Genomic DNA, 17937 nt, shown 5'->3' with positions numbered 1-17937 from the left:
AATTATGTTCCGATTATAGCTTTTGCGGTATAAAAAAGCACCCTTGGGTGCTTTTCGTTGGAAAAATTAATTAATCTTTCTTGGTATTTTCATTGATTAAAAACTCAACCAATGCTTTTTGTGCATGTAAGCGATTTTCTGCCTCATCCCATACCACTGCATTTTTATGGTCGAGCATATTTTCAGAAATTTCTTCACCACGGTGCGCAGGCAAGCAGTGCATAAATAAACAATCAGGATGTGCCAAATCCATCAAACCTTCATTTACTTGATAGTCTGCAAATGCTTTTTCACGGATTTTTTGTTCTTGTTCTTGGCCCATACTTGCCCAAACATCGGTCACAATAAGATCTGCATTAACTGCTGCATCTTCTGCAGAATCTACCAATTCTACGCAGTGTGCAAATTCGGAAAGGAAACGCTGCTCTGGCTCGTAACCTTTCGGTGTAGCAATTTTTAAATTAAAGCCCCACATGTGTGCTGCTTCAATATATGAATTACACATATTGTTGCCATCGCCAATCCATGCCACAGTTTTACCTTCAATTGAACCACGGTGTTCAACATAGGTTTGCATGTCTGCAAGGAGTTGACAAGGGTGATGATCGTCAGTTAAAGCATTGATAACAGGAACTTTAGAGTAAGAAGCAAAGCGTTCTACAATGTCGTGACCAAAGGTACGAATCATCACAATATCAAGCATGCTTGAAATGACACGTGCAGAATCTTCAATTGGTTCACCACGACCTAATTGCGTGTCACGTGATGATAAGAAAATTGCGCTACCACCAAACTGACTCATGCCAGCTTCAAACGATACACGGGTTCGGGTGCTGGATTTTTCAAAAATCATACCCATGACTTTGCCTAGAAAAGGCTGGAAAACTTCATTGTTATGCTGTTTACGCTTGAGCTCAATGGCGCGTTGCAAAATTTGATTCAGTTCTAAAGTCGATAAATCGCGTAATGTTAGAAAGTGACGTAGAGCCATTCGTTACTCCACAATAATTGTTGAATGGGAAAAACAACAATTAGTTGTTGGTTGGTTAAGTGAAAAAGGGAATCGGCTAATATACTATAGGATGCAGAAATTGCAAAAATTCTAAGTTTTTGATGTGCCTCTAAAAAGCGATCTACACAATAACTTACATAATTGGTTGTTTCTTGTTCCGTTTCTTGTTTGGGAATACCCATAATGATGCGCCACTCAAAATTTCTTAAAATACCAAAATAAAGTTGTGCAGAATAAATAGGCTGTTCGCAAGAAATTAAACCCTGCTGACAGGCATGTTCTAATACTTTGGCAATACAAAGTTGTACATGCAAAGGACCACGCTCATGTATGTGTAAGGCAATGTCAGGATTGCGCTGGCTTTGTTCTAATACCAGACGCATAAAGGCTGCATTTTCTGGTTCTAGAATATGATGATAAAAATTCAATAAGGTCTGAATTAGATAACCACGTAAATTTGAGTCAATTTGTTCAAAAGGGATGTGAATATCCTGAAAAAACTTATCACGGCGATAATCACAAATGGCCTTGAATAACCCTTCTTTATTGCCAAAGTATTTATAGATCGACGCTTTAGAACCACCTGCGTGTTGCACAATATCATCTAAAGATACGGCATCGTAACCACGCTCTAAAAATAACTCGGTTGCACTGACTAATAATGCCACACATCGCTCATGACCACGCTTAGTTGGTGGTATATCTTTAGCTAAAGGAGCGAAGTGAGCGAGTTCATGCATATTGAATAAAAAGTCAGCATTTAAATAGAAAGAAGATTGTTATTATAGCAAATATATGTACAAGGTGCTGTGTAGAAGTGTACTTGGACATGACATAATTGGAGCTGAAATAGTCATTATTTAAGAAAATAGCTTAATTTTGCTTTTTAAGTATACTAAAAATCTGTGTTTATCAAAAATAAAGAATAACCAATATCACGAAAATTTATTGTGCAATAAATTTTAAAATTATTTGACTAAAGTTTTAGAGTATAGATTCTAAAAAGCCATGGCGCAATCTCTCATTCTCGATATACTCAAATCTCGAAAAATATAGTAAAAAAGCGGAAAGGAAGATGACAGAACAAACATCTGCGGGCTTTAGATTCAGACAAGCTTTAGAAGTGGAAAAGCCATTACAAATTATCGGCACGGTAAATGCTTATGCTGCAATGATGGCAAAGCAGGTTGGCTATAAAGCCATTTATTTATCTGGCGCAGGTGTCGCCAATTACTCTTACGGTTTACCTGACTTGGGCATGACTAGTTTAGACAACGTCTTGGAAGATGTACGTCGTATTACTGAGCGTGTAGATACTCCATTATTGGTGGATATTGATACAGGTTGGGGTGGTGCATTTAATATTGCCCGCAGTATTAAGCAAATGATTGCTGCAGGTGCTGCTGCAGTACACATTGAAGATCAGGTTGCACAAAAGCGTTGCGGACACCGTCCAAACAAAGAAATTGTAACTCAGCAAGAAATGGTCGATCGAATTAAAGCTGCGGTTGATGCAAAAACTGATTCAAACTTTGTTGTCATGGCACGTACAGATGCCTTGCAAAAAGAAGGTTTGCAGGCGGTGATTGACCGTGCTTGTGCATGTGTGGAAGCGGGTGCAGATGCAATTTTTGCTGAAGCGATGACAGACATTACCATGTATAAAACAGTATGTGATGCAGTTGGTGTACCAGTACTTGCAAACATTACTGAATTTGGTGATACCCCATACTACACCACAGAAGAATTGGCGGAGCAGGGTATTCGTATGGTGTTGTATCCACTTTCACCAACACGTGCCATGCAAAAAGCTGCCTTAGAAGTGATGCAATCTATTCGTAAAGATGGCACTCAAGTTAATGTCTTAGACAAAATGCAGCAACGTAAAGAATTATACGAATTCCTTGATTATCACACTTTTGAAAACACATTAGACAAGCTGTTCAAACAGGAGAATTAAAAAAATGGCTGAAGGAAAAGTACTCACAGGCGCAGGATTGCGCGGACAAGTGGCAGGTAAAACTTCACTCTCAACTGTAGGTAAAAGTGGCGCAGGCTTAACTTACCGTGGTTATGATGTGCAGGATTTGGCAGAAAACTGTCAGTTCGAAGAAGTTGCTTACCTGATTTTCTTTGGTGAATTGCCGACTTCAGAGCAATTGGCTGCCTATAAAGCAAAATTGAAATCTTTACGTGCATTGCCACAAGCATTGAAAGAAGTGCTTGAGCGTATTCCTGCAGATTCACACCCTATGGATGTGATGCGCACAGGCGTTTCAATGCTAGGTAACCTAGAAACCGAACAGTCATTTGAACAGCAACAAGATGTTGCAGACCGTATTTTGGCAACTTTGCCAGCCATTATCTGCTATTGGTATCGTTATAGCCATGATGGTGTGCGTATTGAAGAAAATACGGATGATGACTCAATCGGTGCACAATTCTTGCATTTATTACGCGGTGAAAAACCAAATGAATTGCATGAACAAGTCATGAACGTATCATTAATTTTATACGCAGAGCATGAGTTCAACGCATCGACCTTTACGGCACGTGTTTGCGCATCCACTTTATCTGACATGCATTCATGTATTACAGGTGCGATTGGTTCATTACGTGGTCCATTGCATGGTGGCGCGAATGAAGCTGCGATGGAAATGATTGAAAACTGGACCTCGCCAGAAGAAGCTGAGCGTGAAATGCTAGGCAAGCTGGAACGTAAAGAAAAAATCATGGGCTTTGGTCACGCAATTTATAAAGACAATGATCCACGTAACGGCATCATCAAAATCTGGTCTGAGCGTTTAGCGCAAGAGGTAGGCGATACCGTACTTTATCCTGTATCGGTACGTTGTGAAGAAGTGATGTGGCGTGAGAAGAAGTTGTTCTGTAATGCTGACTTCTTCCATGCGTCTGCGTATCACTTTATGGGCATTGCGACCAAACTATTTACACCAATCTTTGTGATGAGCCGTGTAACAGGTTGGGCCGCACACGTGATGGAACAGCGTGCAGATAACCGTATTATCCGTCCAAGTGCAGAGTATACTGGTCCTGAATTACGCAAAGTTGTACCAATTGCAGAGCGTTCAGCAGCTTAATTGGTTGTCTCAAAAGTTGCATAGCTAGAATTTTGGTTTAGTGATGCTGCATTTAGACTAAAAATAAGGTTTCATTGTTGAGCAATGCAACCTTATTTTTTTGAGGGATCATTGCTAAGATTAGCGTGAAAGTAGAACAGGATCTTCAATGCTATAACCTGTTTCAAAAGGGATACCTAAATATTTTACCGTAATCAACACTTTATTCTGCTGTGGGATTTGGTAGCGCTGAGAAATACTTAATCCTGTTTTATAATCTACCGCCTGTTGAATCGGACTTTTTAAATTGCCATAACGTAGGCGGTAGGTGTAGTTGAATTGGGGAACTTTAATTTCAGGATCAAACCACGATGCGACGTAAGCTGTCTTTTTTGAAAGGATTTGAATTTTGGCAGAACTGGCACGGATTGGCGTCAAAGGTTTCAACCGTTTTCTAATTTTAGCAATTTCACGATCAAACTTTTGACTGTTCTGATCATAATCAATGCGTTTGGTTTTTGGATTGATATATAGCGATTTAACTTCAATGAGTTTCGCAGGCGACTGCTTTCGATTGAGTTGATAGTAATACAATTGCGGTAAACGACCACGACCATCTAAATAATGTCGCATCAAATAGACTTTTTGATCTGCTTGATCTAAACCTAAAACTTCAATATTTTGCGGACCACCAACAGTTGCAAAAGCAAAACTAGGTAGCCATAAACTGGCAGTAACGAACAGAATAGCGTTGTAGCGCATGGCATAGATCATCCACTTTATACATAAAATGAGTGTACGACTGAACCATGAATAAAGTGTGTGAGTTATGCAGTTTATTCTTTAGGTTTATTTCATGATGTCGTTGGCGTATTAGAATCTTGCTGGATTAAATCAATCAGGTTTTGGGCAACCAAATTGGTTAGTTGTTCTAGACGCTGTAAGGGATTACCTCCTAAACAATATTGGTAATGATAAGTCTGCTGCAGATATTGAATAGCGATAAAAAATGTCCCGACAGGTTTTTCAGGTGTGGCACTGCCACCTGGTTTGAGTAAGCCTGTGCATGCTACAACAAAGTCAGCACGGCTAAATAACTTTTGCCCCTGAATTGCCATGGCTTGAGTAACTTCGGGTGATTCTGCAGTATACGTATCAATCATTTCTGCGCTGACTTTCAGGATTTCACGTTTAATGCTTGGATCGTAACTGACCAATCCACCGAGTAAAATATTCGCACCGCTATTTTTATAAATAGAAAACTGACTACATAAGTAACCTGAGCTGGCACTTTCTATAAAAGCCACAGTCTGTTGGCGTTGTTCAAGTAAAGCACAACATTGTTTGAGCATGATAAATCTACAAGAGAATAGAATAAGCTGCTCAAGTGTACTGAATTTTACTGACTTGTGCGAAAAAACATCAAAAAGTAAAATACTGAAAGAGAATGTTCATGATTTAACTGCCTATAAATACAGCATAATTTACAATTATGGGTTTAAACGTGGAATGAACGGTGATACAAATAAAAGTAAAGCGAAAAGCAATAAAAGGATGCTGTGATGAAAACAACGGTGAAATATATCGTTTTAAAAAGCATGGATTATCAACTTGGCACATCATTATTTGAAGATGAATTTGATGCCGATGCACAATATTTTGACCAAATTCCGAGCATTATTGAATATCAAAACTTGCGTTTTAAGGTGGTGAGTAAAGAACAAAAGCGTTTACAACTGATTGAGGAAAATGAAGAATATCAAACCATCATTGTTAGAGTTTTAGTGATTTAAAGTTATATCAATCTAAATTAGACAGAGACTCAATATAACTGCAGACTAGTGGATCGTATCGAAGTTAGTGCTTTTTAGCCATTGGATGCAAATTTTTTAATTTTTCACACGAGGAAAAATTGAAGAATTGAAGAATTGATCAAAAGATAACAATATCACACATTTCTACTGGTATTTTTATAGATCAGCATTTGTCAACTAGGCTATTTTGGCTGAAATGAGCTTAAGGGTGATTGAGAATTAAACTTAATTCAAACTTGCGTCTAATCTATTTTGATCAATAAAAAATTTAGCATGGCAGTTTTTACTGTAAATTTACTATGCATTGAATCAGTTATGTTATTTTTAGGGGGGGGATTACCCTTTGAAGAAAGCAAAAACGAGTATAAATATGAAAAAGTTATATAGTGTTCTGACTGTTTTAAGCGTGGCAACTTTAGCTGCGTGTAGCAATCAACCTGTAAATGAACAAACTCAGGGGACACAGACCATGCAAAATTGTGTCCCAGAATCTACTGGGCAGTTAGTCGGTATAACAGGCTTGTCTGAAACACAAATTAAAGCGCTGACCCGAGCTGAAATTGTGAGAATGGTTGCACCAGGGCAGCCTGTCACCATGGATAATCGTATGAATCGCGTCACTGTGCTGGTCGATCCGAAAACTAAAATTATTCTGCAAGCATCTTGCGGCTAAACAATTTTAACAAAACTTCTCAATATTACTCGGCTTTGTTGCACAAACACCTTAAACTATGATTTTATTTAATTTATTTTTGTTGAAATTTCCATAAAACATTAAAAATCAGTATTTTAAAAAATATTTATGCAACAAAGCCATATTACTCTGAAAATTTGATGTGATTTTTAGGGTATTTTCCGCTTTAATCAGTCATTGACTCAAAATTAAATTACTACAGTGTTAATATATCGGAGTCTTAAAATTTTAGATCAGGTCAGATAATGCACTTGTTTATGTGTTTGAAAAATCAAGGAAATATACATTTATGCAAGCCTTGAATATATCGACACGCTTAGGTGGATTCTACTTTTTCTATAGAACTATTGTGGAATGTGTATTTTTATAAATATAACAAAAACAAATAGTTGTGTTGATATTTTTCAGGTTTTATTGTGTCACTTTTTTGCTTGTAGATTATTTGTAGACTGTTGAGAAACATGCTTAAATCAGTACTGTCTAAGGTATCTGGTATTAAATATGAAACTCAACAAGTCCAATGTTGATGCTATTCCATTGACGACGTCAGGTCAAAAAATTTATCGGGATAGTGAGTTAATTGGCTTTGCTGTCCGTGCTACCACCAAATCAAAATCCTATATTATTGAAAGACGAAATGCAGGGGAGCTGTACAGGGTAGTGTTAGGTAAAACTAATGAGATTTCTACCTTGTCTGCTCGTGCAAAAGCACAAACCATTTTGGCTAAAATTGCCAATGGTGAGTATGTAAAGCCATCTAAAAAACAAGTTGTTAATAATCCACTTGATATTACAGTACAAGAAGCATTGGATATTTATCTAAGCAAAAATGACTTCAAGCCAAAAACAGTCAAACAATATAATAAGTACTTCAATTTGTATTTGCGCTGGTCTAATAGAAAATTATTTGAAATCACCAAAAGTGAAGTCCTGGATAAATTTATTGAAGTAACTAAGTTGAGCCCTTCATCTGCCAATGGTGCTGTATCGCTACTGGGTACGTTGTGGAAATATATGCATGTGCTGTACTCAAGTGATGAGGATCCAATCCTGCGCACAAATCCTGTTGATGTTATTGCTGTAACCAAGGGCTGGAATAAAATTGAGCGTCGTGAAAGGCACTTGGATAAAGATGTTATTCACAAATATTACAATGCCGTTCTGAATTATCAGGATGAACTGAATTTAGAAAATACTGCTCGATCTAACACACATCGAGATATACTTTTATTCACAATGTATACGGGTTGCCGTCGTCAGGAAGTTTGTAAGCTGAAATGGACTGACATCAATTTTAAAGATGGAACTGTTGTGTTTAGGGATACAAAAAATGGCGCTGACCATTGGTTTCCAATAGGTGAACATCTATTATCAATCCTGAAAGACCGTTATTTATTGCGTGAGAACGATTGGGTTTTCCCTGCGACAAAAATACCAACGTCAGCAAACATCCATGCCACCTGTGTTGATCGGATTCTAAGAGTCATAGGTGATCAGGTGGATTTCTATGTTTCAATGCACGATTTCCGACGTACTTTCGCTACGATTTGTAATTTACTTCGATTTAATATTTACGTGACCAAACGGCTACTCAACCATACTGCCAGACCGCGTGTCGATGTGACTGGTGGATATGTGCAAATTCCTATGGAAGAGCTCAGGGCTTCAATGAACATGGTAGAAGCAGTTTATCAGGGCAAAATTGACTGTTTTAATTATGAAAGTGTTTGGGATGAGCGCTTAAAACAAATAAAGGCAGGATAGACCTGCCTTATGCGTACTGAGCCGTGCACGTTGTTGTGCGGCTTTTTTCGTAGGCCAGCACATCACGTTTTTTATAGGCGATGCGTCGTCCAATTTTCGTATAGGGTAACTCAGAGCCATCGCAGCGCATTCGTGCCAGTGTCCAAGGGGAGCAACCCAAATATAGAGCCACCACTTCTTGACCAAAATTTTGATCATTTGGAGCAGCTATAAAACTTTCAAGTAATTGCTGTTTTTTACATTCAGCAACTGAGTCCAAGTTTTTTAATGCCATCACGACACCTCTCCCAAAGCTTTAATCACACCATACTGGTCATGCTTATTAATATATAAAGCAAGCATGTTGTAGAGCGGATGCACAAAGTGTTTTTGCACACGGATAATGATTCCAGTACCATCAACCTTTCTACTCTTTGTGACCTTGATAACCCATTCAACAAAATCAGAATTTAAATGACGCATATCAACCGCTATTTCATAAAGAGCGCCTGTTTCACCTGGATCTAACACCAAGTCAAAGGGCAACTCCTTGTGCAACTCACCAGCAATGAAATTCGCCACGCCGACGTTCGTTTGTTGAATTTCAGTCATTGGCTGGCTCCATCTCCAAGCACAACATGCCAATACATGCGCACCAAGTCGTCCATTGGAAGTTAATGCTCTCAACATCATCTCCGATGTACAGCTTTTTATCTTCATCAAAGCCAAACAGTTTTGCTTTTGGGTGCATGGCTTCAAAATCACCACGTCTTAAATCAATCTCAGTCATTGATTGGCTCCTGTGCTTCGATCATGGCTTTACAATATTCAGCCGCTTTTTCTGCATCATCTTTAGAGTTGAAAAACTCCCAAGTACTAACATCTTGGTTTTCATCGTCCCAAATCTTAGTTGCATAAAGGGTGTTGCTTTCTGTGACTATGTATTCCTTATGCTTAACTTCTTGAATATCACCTACATACATATCACACAACCAGTTATCAGGCTCATCCATCCAAAGAGATTCACCCTCATCTAAATACCAGTGTTCTATTGATTTTCTAGGCACAACCACAAAACCATCTGGAATAGCGTTGGCTTTGGCTGCTTGCCATGTACACCAGCTTGAATTAATTTCATTCAGGGCTTCGCCATACTCCTCATCCCATTCAATTAGCTCATAAACATTTTCCAATTCGTTATATTGAATGTTCGGCAAATATTTGAAATCCACACCTTGTGAAAGTAGGTGTTTTTCATGAGCAATTTTTTCTTTCTGAATATCCATCACGCCACCTCTTCTTGAGAAAGATGCACACCTACTAAACGGCTACCTTCAACACAAAAATTGACTGTGTTTAAACCGAATACACTTGATAAAAGTTCACTCAGTTGGTCTTGCTTTATAGTCAATTCACTTTTACGTGTGACCACTGTTTTAACCTGATCTTTTAATAAAGCGATGGCATCAGGCTCACTTAGTTGTGGATCCTGAGCAGATATTTCTACAACAGGCTGCACACTAATCACATTTTCTTCAGCAACTGGTGCCGCAATAGCTTCAGTATTCATTTCTTGGCCATTAGTTTTTAATTGGTATTTGTAGCTGCCGAATTTACCTGTACGGATAATTGCACCATCCTTATTCAACTTATAAATGCCATTGGTGAATTGCTTGTCATTCAGTTGTAAAGCAGCCATCAATTCAGGCTTTGTTAAACCAGCAGGGAAGTCATGCAAATACTGCAAAATTGCATCATGAGCCTTTACCTGCACTACAGTTGTGACTTGTTCTGCCTGTGGTTCAGTTGAAATTTCTGCTCTAGCTACACCTGACAGGAAATAAACGCCATGCTCTTCTTGCACATCGATCGTTGCTAGGATGTTTTTCACTGTCTTGATACTCAAGCGGCAAACAGTCATTAATTGGTTTGCAGATAAGCCAAGCGGGTCATTCTTTAAAGCATCAATTACCCTGTCTTTTGCTTTTTGTAGAGCTGTCTGCTCATGAAAGCGTCTCATATCAGCAGCTGAATTCATTATTCTCTCCAGTTCGCTTCTTTGAATTTTGCGTCTAGAATTAGGCTGTCAATTTCACCTAAACTCACGTTGTTAAATATGTGTGTCATCTTGGTCCCGAACACTGTCAGTGTTCGGGTGATGGTTGAATATGAAAAACTCATGAAGTCACCGCACTTACGCCGTTTTCCAACTCAAAGCGACGTTTCTTTATATAGTCCATCAGCTTTGGTTGAATCTCAGGTGCACGAGCTGACACATCAATTTCAAGTGCATCAAGTGTGGTCAAGTCGGGTGCATTTTGGATTTGCACCATTAAAGAAGGTGGCTGCTCAATTTCAGGCTTCGGGCTCAACTGCATTAAGCGCTTACTAATAGCTGTAAGCAGTGGTTTGCGTTGTTCTGCAGTCCATTCTTTTGTATAGCCTGCAAGAGCATTTACTTCTGCAGGAGAGGCAGCAACAGCAGCGCGACTAATCAAGTCATCAAGTAATGTCTGGTACTTTGCATCGGCTGATTCTTCTGCAGGTTTGTTGCATAACAGTTCGGCTTCTTGTTGAAGTTTCTGCAAGTTAGCAACAGACAGATCATTATCTTGCTTGTTTGCGATAGGCCCTAAAACTTGCTCAATTTCATTTACTGGCTCAGGCTCAGCAACATTAATTTCAGGTTTGGCCACAACTGTTTCTGCAGGCGATTCAAGACTTCCACCGCTTACAGCAATTAATGCTTTGGCATGCGTTTCAGCATGTTCTTGCACTAAATGCACCAAGCCACGGTTTAAAAGCACCAAGTCATTTGCGCTGTTTTTCCACTTAAAGCCCTTGCTCAATTCCTCAGTTAGAACTGATGGGGTGAAGCATTGAATACCCTTGGCAGGCACTTCTTTGACTGCTTCTGGTACCTGTATTTCACCAATAGTCATAAACACGATCGCAATGCGGAATTCATGGTCAGTATCAAAAAATACAGTGGCAGGGAAGTTTCCAATAGCATCAAATACAGTCGCGTCTTTATGACGGCATTCGATTGATTGACCTGCAGCCATGGCCGCAAAAGCTTCATTACCCGTTAAAATACTCATGCTGCAAACTCCTGTGTTGGCTTCACATTTCGGCATAATTTCAGCTCAACCGAATCCACTAATAAATTGTCATCAAAAACCATTTTTTCTGCTTGGCTGAAAGTAGGTGCTTCAACCTGACCAGTGATAAAACCACGCCCGCCTTGTACTTTGGCCTTGTAAGACCAAACATAATTTTTCTTCATGTTCTTATCCCTTTAATGCTTTGCGTAGGTACGGGTCCACGTCATCCTGACGTAGTAACCAAGCTTTGTAGTCACTCGGCAGGTCATCAATGTAAGTACCTTTGTATTTGCCGAATGTGATTGTTTTCGGAATACGTGCTGTTTCAGACATCATGTAAAGCGAGTTCATATCTTTGATGCCCAGCTCGCCAACCAACACCTCAAGTAATACACCAGTGAAGTAAATGTCATATTTCGCGTTATGAGCATTGCGCAAATGCTTACGAGCCTTTTCTTTGTCTTCATTGATTTGGTAATACAAGGCGCCAAGCGTATGACTATCTGATTCAGGCCATAGCATCCGAGCAAGTGCCATAGTACAAATTGCTTTCACTTCAATTTTTGGGTCGCACTTTTTAACTGCTGCAACGTCATAATCAATGTTGTGACCGATCATGTATTTGACTGTGGTAGGCAAGCGGAATGTTTCATAGCTTGGCTTGCCTGCAATGTCGGATTCCAAAATGTGATGCACTGCCATCGCACCAAAAGAGATGCGTTCTGGGCATGAAAAGTATTCATCAAAATTCAATTCATGCCCCACGTGCAAAGCGCCATCTATAAAGTCGCAAGGCGAATACGAAATCTCAATCGGATATCCGTTCATGTCATGAGTTTCGGTGTCTAAAATGATTGCGTTCATGCGATAGCAGCCTCTTTGTTACTGTTTAAAATGTGTGTTTTTACTGTCTGGAAGTCAGCGGCATTGATTGCTAAAAGACTGTCAATTCCTTGTTCTTCACAGAACGTCATGACATCAATATCGTTTTGGGCAAGCAGTTCTTGAAGTTCATCGCGCTGTTCATCCGTGATGCCTAAAAACTCTTTTGGCCCAATCCATTTGTTCAATTCTTTGTTGAATGTGCATTCCAGTCGCTTTGCATGGTGAAGTAGAGTTTTGCGCATAACGTCGTAATAACGATGCTCTTTAACCAAAGAAGCTGTCAGTTCGTTAATATCGCCAGCATGCTTTGCTTCATTGCAGCTTTGCTCCCAGTTACCCAAGTCTTGCTGAGCCTTTTGCTCTTCAAGCTGTGCAGGGGTTAGTGTGTTGATATGGCCCTTGGCTTGATTAATTAAGTCAGCCAAAAAGCGCGGGTGCTCTTTCAGATCAGGCACCCAAACCTCGCCCGTTTCACCCCCTAAAGCACCTGAGTTTTTAGCGTGGTGAGTAGGGGATGGCTTAAAGCTAATTACACGTGCACTTTTACCTTCACTGGTAGTGACAGTGGTCAAATAACCCATGATGTCTGCAATGCGATAAAGCATATTTCGGTTTTTACCGCCTAAGTCTGGACGGTAAATAACTTGGTCGCCTGAGTTGTCTTCTGATGCGTGAGCAATGAACACAACGTCTTTACCCGAACTGACCAAGTTGTTCACGTATTGAGTGAAAATGTTGTTGGCCAAACCCTGAGCCTTAAGCTTGAGTGAACCATCCTTTTGACGGTTTTCACGGTTGCCAAGCAGGTGGGTTTTAATGCTTTCAAGCATTGCGCCCACGGTATCAATCACAACAGTGTTATACGGTGCTAAATCCTGCAGGGTGATATTTGCAACATCAGACCATTGCTGAACAGGAACCACAGCACCACGACGTAGCTCACCAGTACGGTGTGCACCTTTGTCAAAGTCAAAAGAAATGGCTTTGTCACCTGTAAAACCCATAGAAGTTTTACCAAGACCAGGATCCGCATAGATGTAGGTAATGATTGCCTGAACAATTAGCGGCTGGTCAGCTGTAATAATCGGTAATGCCATGATTACATCCCTCCCATGCGGCGGCTTCTGCGTCGGTGGTCGCCATATTCTTTGCTAGAAAAGAAGCCAGTATCCTGCAGAATTTGGTTATATTCGCGGTTACGATTCGCTTTGCGAGCTGTTTCCAAAGCACTAAATACCCAGTCATTAGCAACTGTTCTAAACACCTTTTTCAAACTACCGTCAGTATTAACTGCAAATACATCAATGTTTGAAAAGTAGTTTTCAGAGCGCATATTACGTTTCAGCTTTAGTGCATAAAAACGGGTTTTTGTTGTGCCCACACGGTAAATTTCAAAGCTGCCCTCATGACGTACAAAGGCTGAAAAGTACTGTGTGTCGGTAACTTCAATCGGCATGCTTATTTTCGGAAGATCATCAACTCGGAACTTTAAAAAGCCTGAGTACAAGTCTGAAAAGTTAAGCTGTGACTTTTGGTTTAAAGGAGTCCAATCGCTTGAACCATCCTCTGACCAATAAACGTCCTTGCCATCACCAAGGGCAGTGAACACTTGTTCTGGAGTTGCAAAATTCATGATTCATCTCCCACGGTAACTAAACGGTGTTTTTCGATGTGCGCTTTGATTAGCGCATTCATGTTTCGGTGATCGATGTGATCGGTAAAGTCGTTATAGCGTTTGCCAGTTGCATCAAAGACCTGAACGTCATCAAGACTGGTGACATCAACAGCGGTAAATTCAGAACCTGGAACGCCGTAATTATCTTCAAATGCTTCAACTTCAAAAGTTGTAGTGATGCGGAAACCATCTAAACGAATTACCGCCTGACCTTTGTTGGCGTCAGTCATACGAAGTTGTAAAAGCTCGTACTGAGATGGCGCAGTGTTCGCTGTGAAAGCGGGTGTGTAAGTCGTTGGCTCTGGTGTGTAGGTGACAGCCAAAGCGCCCACTGTGGCAACTGCAGCAGCCATAGCTACAATTGGATACTTGAAAGATTGAGTTGTTGTATTCATAATTACCTCGCAGTTTGGAAAAGCACACATGATTTAGCGGTCGGTGTGCTTTTTTGTTGTCCTTGGAAGTAATTAAACCAAAGGTATAAATAAGTGTCAACTAAAAATTAAACCAAAGGTGAAAATAGGTTTAAATTATTTTTCTTATAAGGTTTAATAGACAAAAGAAAACCCACCGCTAGGGTGGGTTAAAAAAATTTTAATCTTTAATTAATTGCTAAAATCAAAACCTCATATGGCTCGTACTTTCTTTTGTTCTTATTAAACCGCTCTCTTACTAATATATCAGCTTTAACTTGGACAGTGCCGTGCAATACACTTGGCTGGACATCATCGCCAAGAATAAATTTTACTCTTTTAGTAAATAAACTTGGTATATTGCCTGCCCAGCCTGTCTCTGACCTATCTTTATCACTTGCAAAAATCAACACATCTACATTTGAGTGAGCTTCTTCACGTTCATCAGGAGTTGGAGGCTGGTATGTTTCTGGAACGTTATTAATAAATTGAGGTTCTACATTTAAGTGCTGTAATCCATCTACTTCTATTGTACTGTTTGGGGTTAAACGAGCAGGAGCTAAAGCATTAACAGTTTCTTGAGCGAGTTTTTTGGAGTCTCTTAAGGAGTTCTGATATTCTTTGATTTGTTCTGGTGAGATATTTACATCACCTGCTGCATTTATGATAACGCTATTGTATGCCTCAATAGCTGGTTGTTGAGGGGCGGAAGGGAAAAAATTAGAGTGTAGGGCTTGAGCGCCTACTACCAGTGCAGCACCAACTCCAAGAGCAACTACCGTCCTCACTTTTTCATTATTCCTTACAGTAGATTCGTAAATTTCCTCGGCTTTTTGTCGATTTTCTTCACCTATAACGTATTTTACCAAAAAATCAACAATAAAACTGCCTTCACCTACTTCCTTTACAAATACCTCAGTACTTTCGATATTTATATTTTCCATAGACATAGAAACCAACAATCTTGTCCTTTCCAATAAAGCCTCAAAGCTTTTTAAACTTTTGATAGCAATATCGACTGGTACTGGCTCATCAATCGTGAATCTAGCTCTATATTCTGCAAAAAAAATAGCAGAACCATTTTCATTAATTGTCAGTTCACCTAATTCCACTTTTACCCCCTTCTTAAATAATTACACTGGATACGCCAGTTTCGCTTTGTTACTAATTTTTTAAGTGTATTATTCTTAGCTATATATAGATATAACTAATGAAATTAAAGACTTGAAGCCGCATATAGCGGCTTTTATTTCTTTTTTTCTTCAACCATTTTTTGCCCTAACTTTCCTTCATTGCAAAGTTTAATAATTTGCTCATTACTAAGCACAGGGATGAAATGAAGGTCGCCAATTTCTTCTGAAAGAATTTTAACTTCTTCAGGGTTAAGTGTTAGTGACTCGCTATCAGCTGCAGCATTGTTAATACGCTCAATGATTTGATTCATTATTTGTTTTGGGTGCATAAGTATTCTCTATTTTTAAATTTATCCCGCCCGCCAAAACTGGCGACCTATTACTTTAAAATTCCTTCCGTTTTCTTCACTTACAATTCTGTCTGGAAACTTTTCATTCAAGCTATGAAGCACCAAAGAGCCGTCAGCTTCTTTGAATATTTGCTTCAACATGCCTTCGCCAGCTAAATACACAGCGTAAATTTCACCATCAATAATGTCCGTTTGCGCTAAGTTGATACCAACTAGGTCACCATCCTTAATGAAATCCGCCATGCTTTCGCCTTTGGCTTTAATGATTTTCATGGTTTTTTCAGTAACGCCTTTCTCTTTCATAAATGAAGGTGAAAATGGGATTTTTCCATTAATGGTGTCAAAGTGAAATTCAATTGATTCGCCAGCACCACATGAAAAGACAGCCTCAACAACATCGATCCAAACAAAATCATCTTTGTGGTCTTCGGTTGCAACCACAGTTTCAACTGTAACTAAAGGCTCAAATACTCCTGCATCTTTACCCGTTAACAACCAACCAACATCAACCTCTAGAAGTTCAGCAAGCTTTTCTAGCGTCTCTTTCCCGATTTGACCTTTCTTCCATTTAGAAGGTGCTTGCGGTGAAAGCCCAATCATTGTTGAAGCCTTTGACCATGACAATTTTTTATCATCTAAAGCTTTTTGCAATCTTTCAACAAGAGTGTTCATAAATACCCGCCTTTAACCATTGGTTAAATTATTCAATAAAAAACCACTAAATGGAATCAACCATTGGTTGCAACAAACTTTAACTCATGGTTTAATTAATTATGTTTATCTGGTTTAATAAAGGTTTAATTAATGAATCCAATGCAAAAAGCAATTGCAGCAGTTGGTGGTCGCACCATAGCAGCAAATTTATTAGGGATTTCTTATGTAGCTATTCGGAAGATGGAAGAAAAGGGCGCACTCCCGCGGACTGACTACACAGGTGAAACTAATTATGCCCAAACATTAGCCAACAACAGTCATGGACAAATTTCCAAGGAGTGGTTAATGGATAAGGCAAACCCTAAGAACTTGGCCGCTTAAATCAATTATCAACCAATTGATTTTATTTAAACACGTTCAAAGGAAGCCTAAATGAACATCATCGATGCGGCATATCACACGGTGCATGACTACCCAGGTGGGGCAAATGCTCTAGCACCTAGACTCGGCATTAAAAGCCCAGCCGTGCTGAATAGCAAAGTGAATCCAAATACGGATACCCATCACATTACGCTTGCTGAAGCTTCAAAACTAATGGGAATCACAAACGATTACCGTATTTTGCATGCACTTAATGCAGAGCACGGAAAGGTTGCAATTGATTTACCCAAAATTCCCGAATGCCGAGATACAGCACTGACTGAATTGGTGTTGAACATGGGAATCAGTGGCGGTGACATTCAATCGGTTTTTAAAGAAATGATGCTCGATGGTCGTATTACGCGCGGTGAAGCGGTGGATATGTCACGAGTCATAAACAAACTGCACAAGATATTGGCTGAACTGGATGCCAAGGTACACGCTTGTGTTGAAGGCAAAGAAAAAGCCTGATGGTTGAGATCAGGCTTTTGTATTCAAAACTTAGAGGGCATTGAATGAACACAAATTTAGCACATGAACCACCGCTACCTCAAGGGCAAGTAGTTCATTTCCCAAAAAATGAGCGCAAAGCGATGTCGAATAAAGAAGAGCGCTACACCAAGATGCCTAACACGTTAATTGATAGTCAGATTATGGCTCAGTTAAACGATAAGGCATTTAAGTGTTTAATGTTTGTCATGCGCCAAACTATAGGGTTTGATCGCGCATCACATCCAATTGCTATTACTCAATTTCAAAAGTATTGCGGGATTAAAAAACGCGACACGGTTATGTCATGTATTCGCGATCTGGAAGAACTTGGTTTGATCAAAGTTGAGAGAACAACAGGCTGTCTAAATGAATATTTATTCACTCCTGACCAGTACCGCGAAAAGGGACTAGTACCAAATGAGGGTAGTACCCTTAAAGGTGATGGGACTAGTACCACCAAACGGGACG

The 17937-nt window shown here is 39.5% G+C and carries 25 protein-coding genes and 1 pseudogene; 8 read left to right on the top strand and 18 right to left on the bottom strand.

The window, feature by feature from the left end:
• Window positions 1–70: 70 nt before the first annotated feature.
• On the bottom strand, window positions 71–991 hold the full coding sequence (gene argF, locus B2W49_RS11465; protein ID WP_291341396.1) for an ornithine carbamoyltransferase: 921 nt from the start codon (window positions 989–991) through the stop codon (window positions 71–73).
• 113 nt (window positions 992–1104) lie between these two features.
• A pseudogene (locus B2W49_RS11460) lies at window positions 1105–1752 on the bottom strand (TetR/AcrR family transcriptional regulator); the annotation flags it as partial.
• A 335-nt stretch (window positions 1753–2087) separates the two neighbouring features.
• On the opposite strand from B2W49_RS11460, the gene prpB reads away from it, so the two are divergent.
• Together prpB and prpC are read left to right on the top strand one after the other, a co-directional pair.
• Window positions 2088–2972: a methylisocitrate lyase gene (gene prpB / locus B2W49_RS11455; RefSeq protein ID WP_291341394.1), complete on the top strand. Its 885-nt coding sequence runs from the start codon at window positions 2088–2090 to the stop codon at window positions 2970–2972.
• Window positions 2973–2976: 4 nt separating this feature from the next.
• Complete coding sequence (prpC, locus tag B2W49_RS11450; RefSeq protein WP_291341392.1) at window positions 2977–4113, top strand: bifunctional 2-methylcitrate synthase/citrate synthase; 1137 nt, start codon at window positions 2977–2979, stop codon at window positions 4111–4113.
• 120 nt (window positions 4114–4233) lie between these two features.
• On the opposite strand, the gene B2W49_RS11445 is transcribed toward prpC, so the two are convergent.
• Together B2W49_RS11445 and B2W49_RS11440 are read right to left on the bottom strand one after the other, a co-directional pair.
• Window positions 4234–4854: an aminotransferase gene (locus B2W49_RS11445; protein WP_291341390.1), complete on the bottom strand. Its 621-nt coding sequence runs from the start codon at window positions 4852–4854 to the stop codon at window positions 4234–4236.
• A gap of 92 nt (window positions 4855–4946) precedes the next feature.
• A complete protein-coding gene (locus B2W49_RS11440) occupies window positions 4947–5444 on the bottom strand; it encodes a CinA family protein (protein ID WP_291341388.1) in 498 nt (165 codons plus the stop codon).
• 210 nt (window positions 5445–5654) lie between these two features.
• On the opposite strand from B2W49_RS11440, the gene B2W49_RS11435 reads away from it, so the two are divergent.
• The 3 genes from B2W49_RS11435 (at window position 5655) to B2W49_RS11425 (ending at window position 8364) form a co-directional block, all read left to right on the top strand.
• Entirely contained in the window at window positions 5655–5885 is a 231-nt protein-coding gene (locus B2W49_RS11435) for a hypothetical protein (RefSeq protein ID WP_291341386.1), read from the top strand.
• A 391-nt stretch (window positions 5886–6276) separates the two neighbouring features.
• Window positions 6277–6579 carry an I78 family peptidase inhibitor gene (locus tag B2W49_RS11430; RefSeq protein WP_414630602.1) on the top strand — a complete coding sequence of 101 codons (303 nt, stop codon included), beginning with the start codon at window positions 6277–6279 and terminating at the stop codon, window positions 6577–6579.
• A gap of 522 nt (window positions 6580–7101) precedes the next feature.
• Window positions 7102–8364: an integrase family protein gene (locus B2W49_RS11425; RefSeq protein WP_291341384.1), complete on the top strand. Its 1263-nt coding sequence runs from the start codon at window positions 7102–7104 to the stop codon at window positions 8362–8364.
• A 7-nt stretch (window positions 8365–8371) separates the two neighbouring features.
• Here B2W49_RS11425 and B2W49_RS11420 read toward each other — a convergent pair whose 3' ends face one another.
• The 14 genes from B2W49_RS11420 to B2W49_RS11355 form a co-directional block, all read right to left on the bottom strand.
• Window positions 8372–8638 (bottom strand): helix-turn-helix domain-containing protein, encoded by a 267-nt coding sequence (locus B2W49_RS11420; RefSeq protein WP_291341429.1) that lies wholly within the window; start codon window positions 8636–8638, stop codon window positions 8372–8374.
• Entirely contained in the window at window positions 8638–8955 is a 318-nt protein-coding gene (locus B2W49_RS11415) for a hypothetical protein (protein WP_291341383.1), read from the bottom strand. The genes B2W49_RS11420 and B2W49_RS11415 overlap by 1 nt, the downstream gene beginning before the upstream one ends.
• Window positions 8948–9133 (bottom strand): hypothetical protein, encoded by a 186-nt coding sequence (locus B2W49_RS11410; RefSeq protein WP_291341381.1) that lies wholly within the window; start codon window positions 9131–9133, stop codon window positions 8948–8950. The genes B2W49_RS11415 and B2W49_RS11410 overlap by 8 nt, the downstream gene beginning before the upstream one ends.
• A complete protein-coding gene (locus B2W49_RS11405; RefSeq protein WP_291341379.1) occupies window positions 9126–9629 on the bottom strand; it encodes a hypothetical protein in 504 nt (167 codons plus the stop codon). Before B2W49_RS11405 ends, B2W49_RS11410 begins: the two co-directional genes overlap by 8 nt.
• Window positions 9629–10381, bottom strand: coding sequence for a hypothetical protein (locus tag B2W49_RS11400; protein ID WP_291341377.1), 753 nt, complete (start codon window positions 10379–10381; stop codon window positions 9629–9631). Before B2W49_RS11400 ends, B2W49_RS11405 begins: the two co-directional genes overlap by 1 nt.
• Before the next feature lie 139 nt (window positions 10382–10520).
• Window positions 10521–11444 (bottom strand): hypothetical protein, encoded by a 924-nt coding sequence (locus B2W49_RS11395; RefSeq protein ID WP_291341375.1) that lies wholly within the window; start codon window positions 11442–11444, stop codon window positions 10521–10523.
• Window positions 11441–11629 carry a hypothetical protein gene (locus B2W49_RS11390; RefSeq protein ID WP_291341373.1) on the bottom strand — a complete coding sequence of 63 codons (189 nt, stop codon included), beginning with the start codon at window positions 11627–11629 and terminating at the stop codon, window positions 11441–11443. The genes B2W49_RS11395 and B2W49_RS11390 overlap by 4 nt, the downstream gene beginning before the upstream one ends.
• 4 nt (window positions 11630–11633) lie before the next feature.
• Window positions 11634–12311, bottom strand: a complete 678-nt coding sequence (locus tag B2W49_RS11385; protein ID WP_291341371.1) for a putative quorum-sensing-regulated virulence factor — start codon at window positions 12309–12311, stop codon at window positions 11634–11636.
• On the bottom strand, window positions 12308–13429 hold the full coding sequence (locus B2W49_RS11380; RefSeq protein WP_291341369.1) for an ATP-binding protein: 1122 nt from the start codon (window positions 13427–13429) through the stop codon (window positions 12308–12310). Before B2W49_RS11380 ends, B2W49_RS11385 begins: the two co-directional genes overlap by 4 nt.
• A gap of 2 nt (window positions 13430–13431) precedes the next feature.
• Window positions 13432–13965 (bottom strand): hypothetical protein, encoded by a 534-nt coding sequence (locus B2W49_RS11375; RefSeq protein ID WP_291341368.1) that lies wholly within the window; start codon window positions 13963–13965, stop codon window positions 13432–13434.
• Window positions 13962–14402, bottom strand: coding sequence for a hypothetical protein (locus B2W49_RS11370; RefSeq protein ID WP_291341367.1), 441 nt, complete (start codon window positions 14400–14402; stop codon window positions 13962–13964). The genes B2W49_RS11375 and B2W49_RS11370 overlap by 4 nt, the downstream gene beginning before the upstream one ends.
• A gap of 206 nt (window positions 14403–14608) precedes the next feature.
• Window positions 14609–15532 (bottom strand): hypothetical protein, encoded by a 924-nt coding sequence (locus tag B2W49_RS11365; protein WP_291341366.1) that lies wholly within the window; start codon window positions 15530–15532, stop codon window positions 14609–14611.
• A 134-nt stretch (window positions 15533–15666) separates the two neighbouring features.
• Window positions 15667–15882, bottom strand: coding sequence for a hypothetical protein (locus B2W49_RS11360; protein WP_291341365.1), 216 nt, complete (start codon window positions 15880–15882; stop codon window positions 15667–15669).
• Between the two features lie 21 nt (window positions 15883–15903).
• Window positions 15904–16575: an XRE family transcriptional regulator gene (locus tag B2W49_RS11355; RefSeq protein ID WP_291341364.1), complete on the bottom strand. Its 672-nt coding sequence runs from the start codon at window positions 16573–16575 to the stop codon at window positions 15904–15906.
• A 132-nt stretch (window positions 16576–16707) separates the two neighbouring features.
• On the opposite strand from B2W49_RS11355, the gene B2W49_RS11350 reads away from it, so the two are divergent.
• From B2W49_RS11350 to B2W49_RS11340, 3 genes are all read left to right on the top strand, one after another.
• Window positions 16708–16938, top strand: coding sequence for a hypothetical protein (locus tag B2W49_RS11350; protein ID WP_291341363.1), 231 nt, complete (start codon window positions 16708–16710; stop codon window positions 16936–16938).
• A 51-nt stretch (window positions 16939–16989) separates the two neighbouring features.
• Window positions 16990–17448, top strand: a complete 459-nt coding sequence (locus B2W49_RS11345) for a phage regulatory CII family protein (RefSeq protein ID WP_291341360.1) — start codon at window positions 16990–16992, stop codon at window positions 17446–17448.
• Between the two features lie 44 nt (window positions 17449–17492).
• A partial coding sequence (locus B2W49_RS11340) for a replication protein (protein WP_291341358.1) occupies window positions 17493–17937 on the top strand: 445 nt, incomplete at its 3' end.

The organism is Acinetobacter sp. UBA801 (assembly GCA_002296655.1).
GTDB lineage: Bacteria > Pseudomonadota > Gammaproteobacteria > Pseudomonadales > Moraxellaceae > Acinetobacter.
The sequence above is the reverse complement of the archived record's forward strand: the minus strand, read 5'-3'. Positions and strand labels throughout refer to the sequence as shown.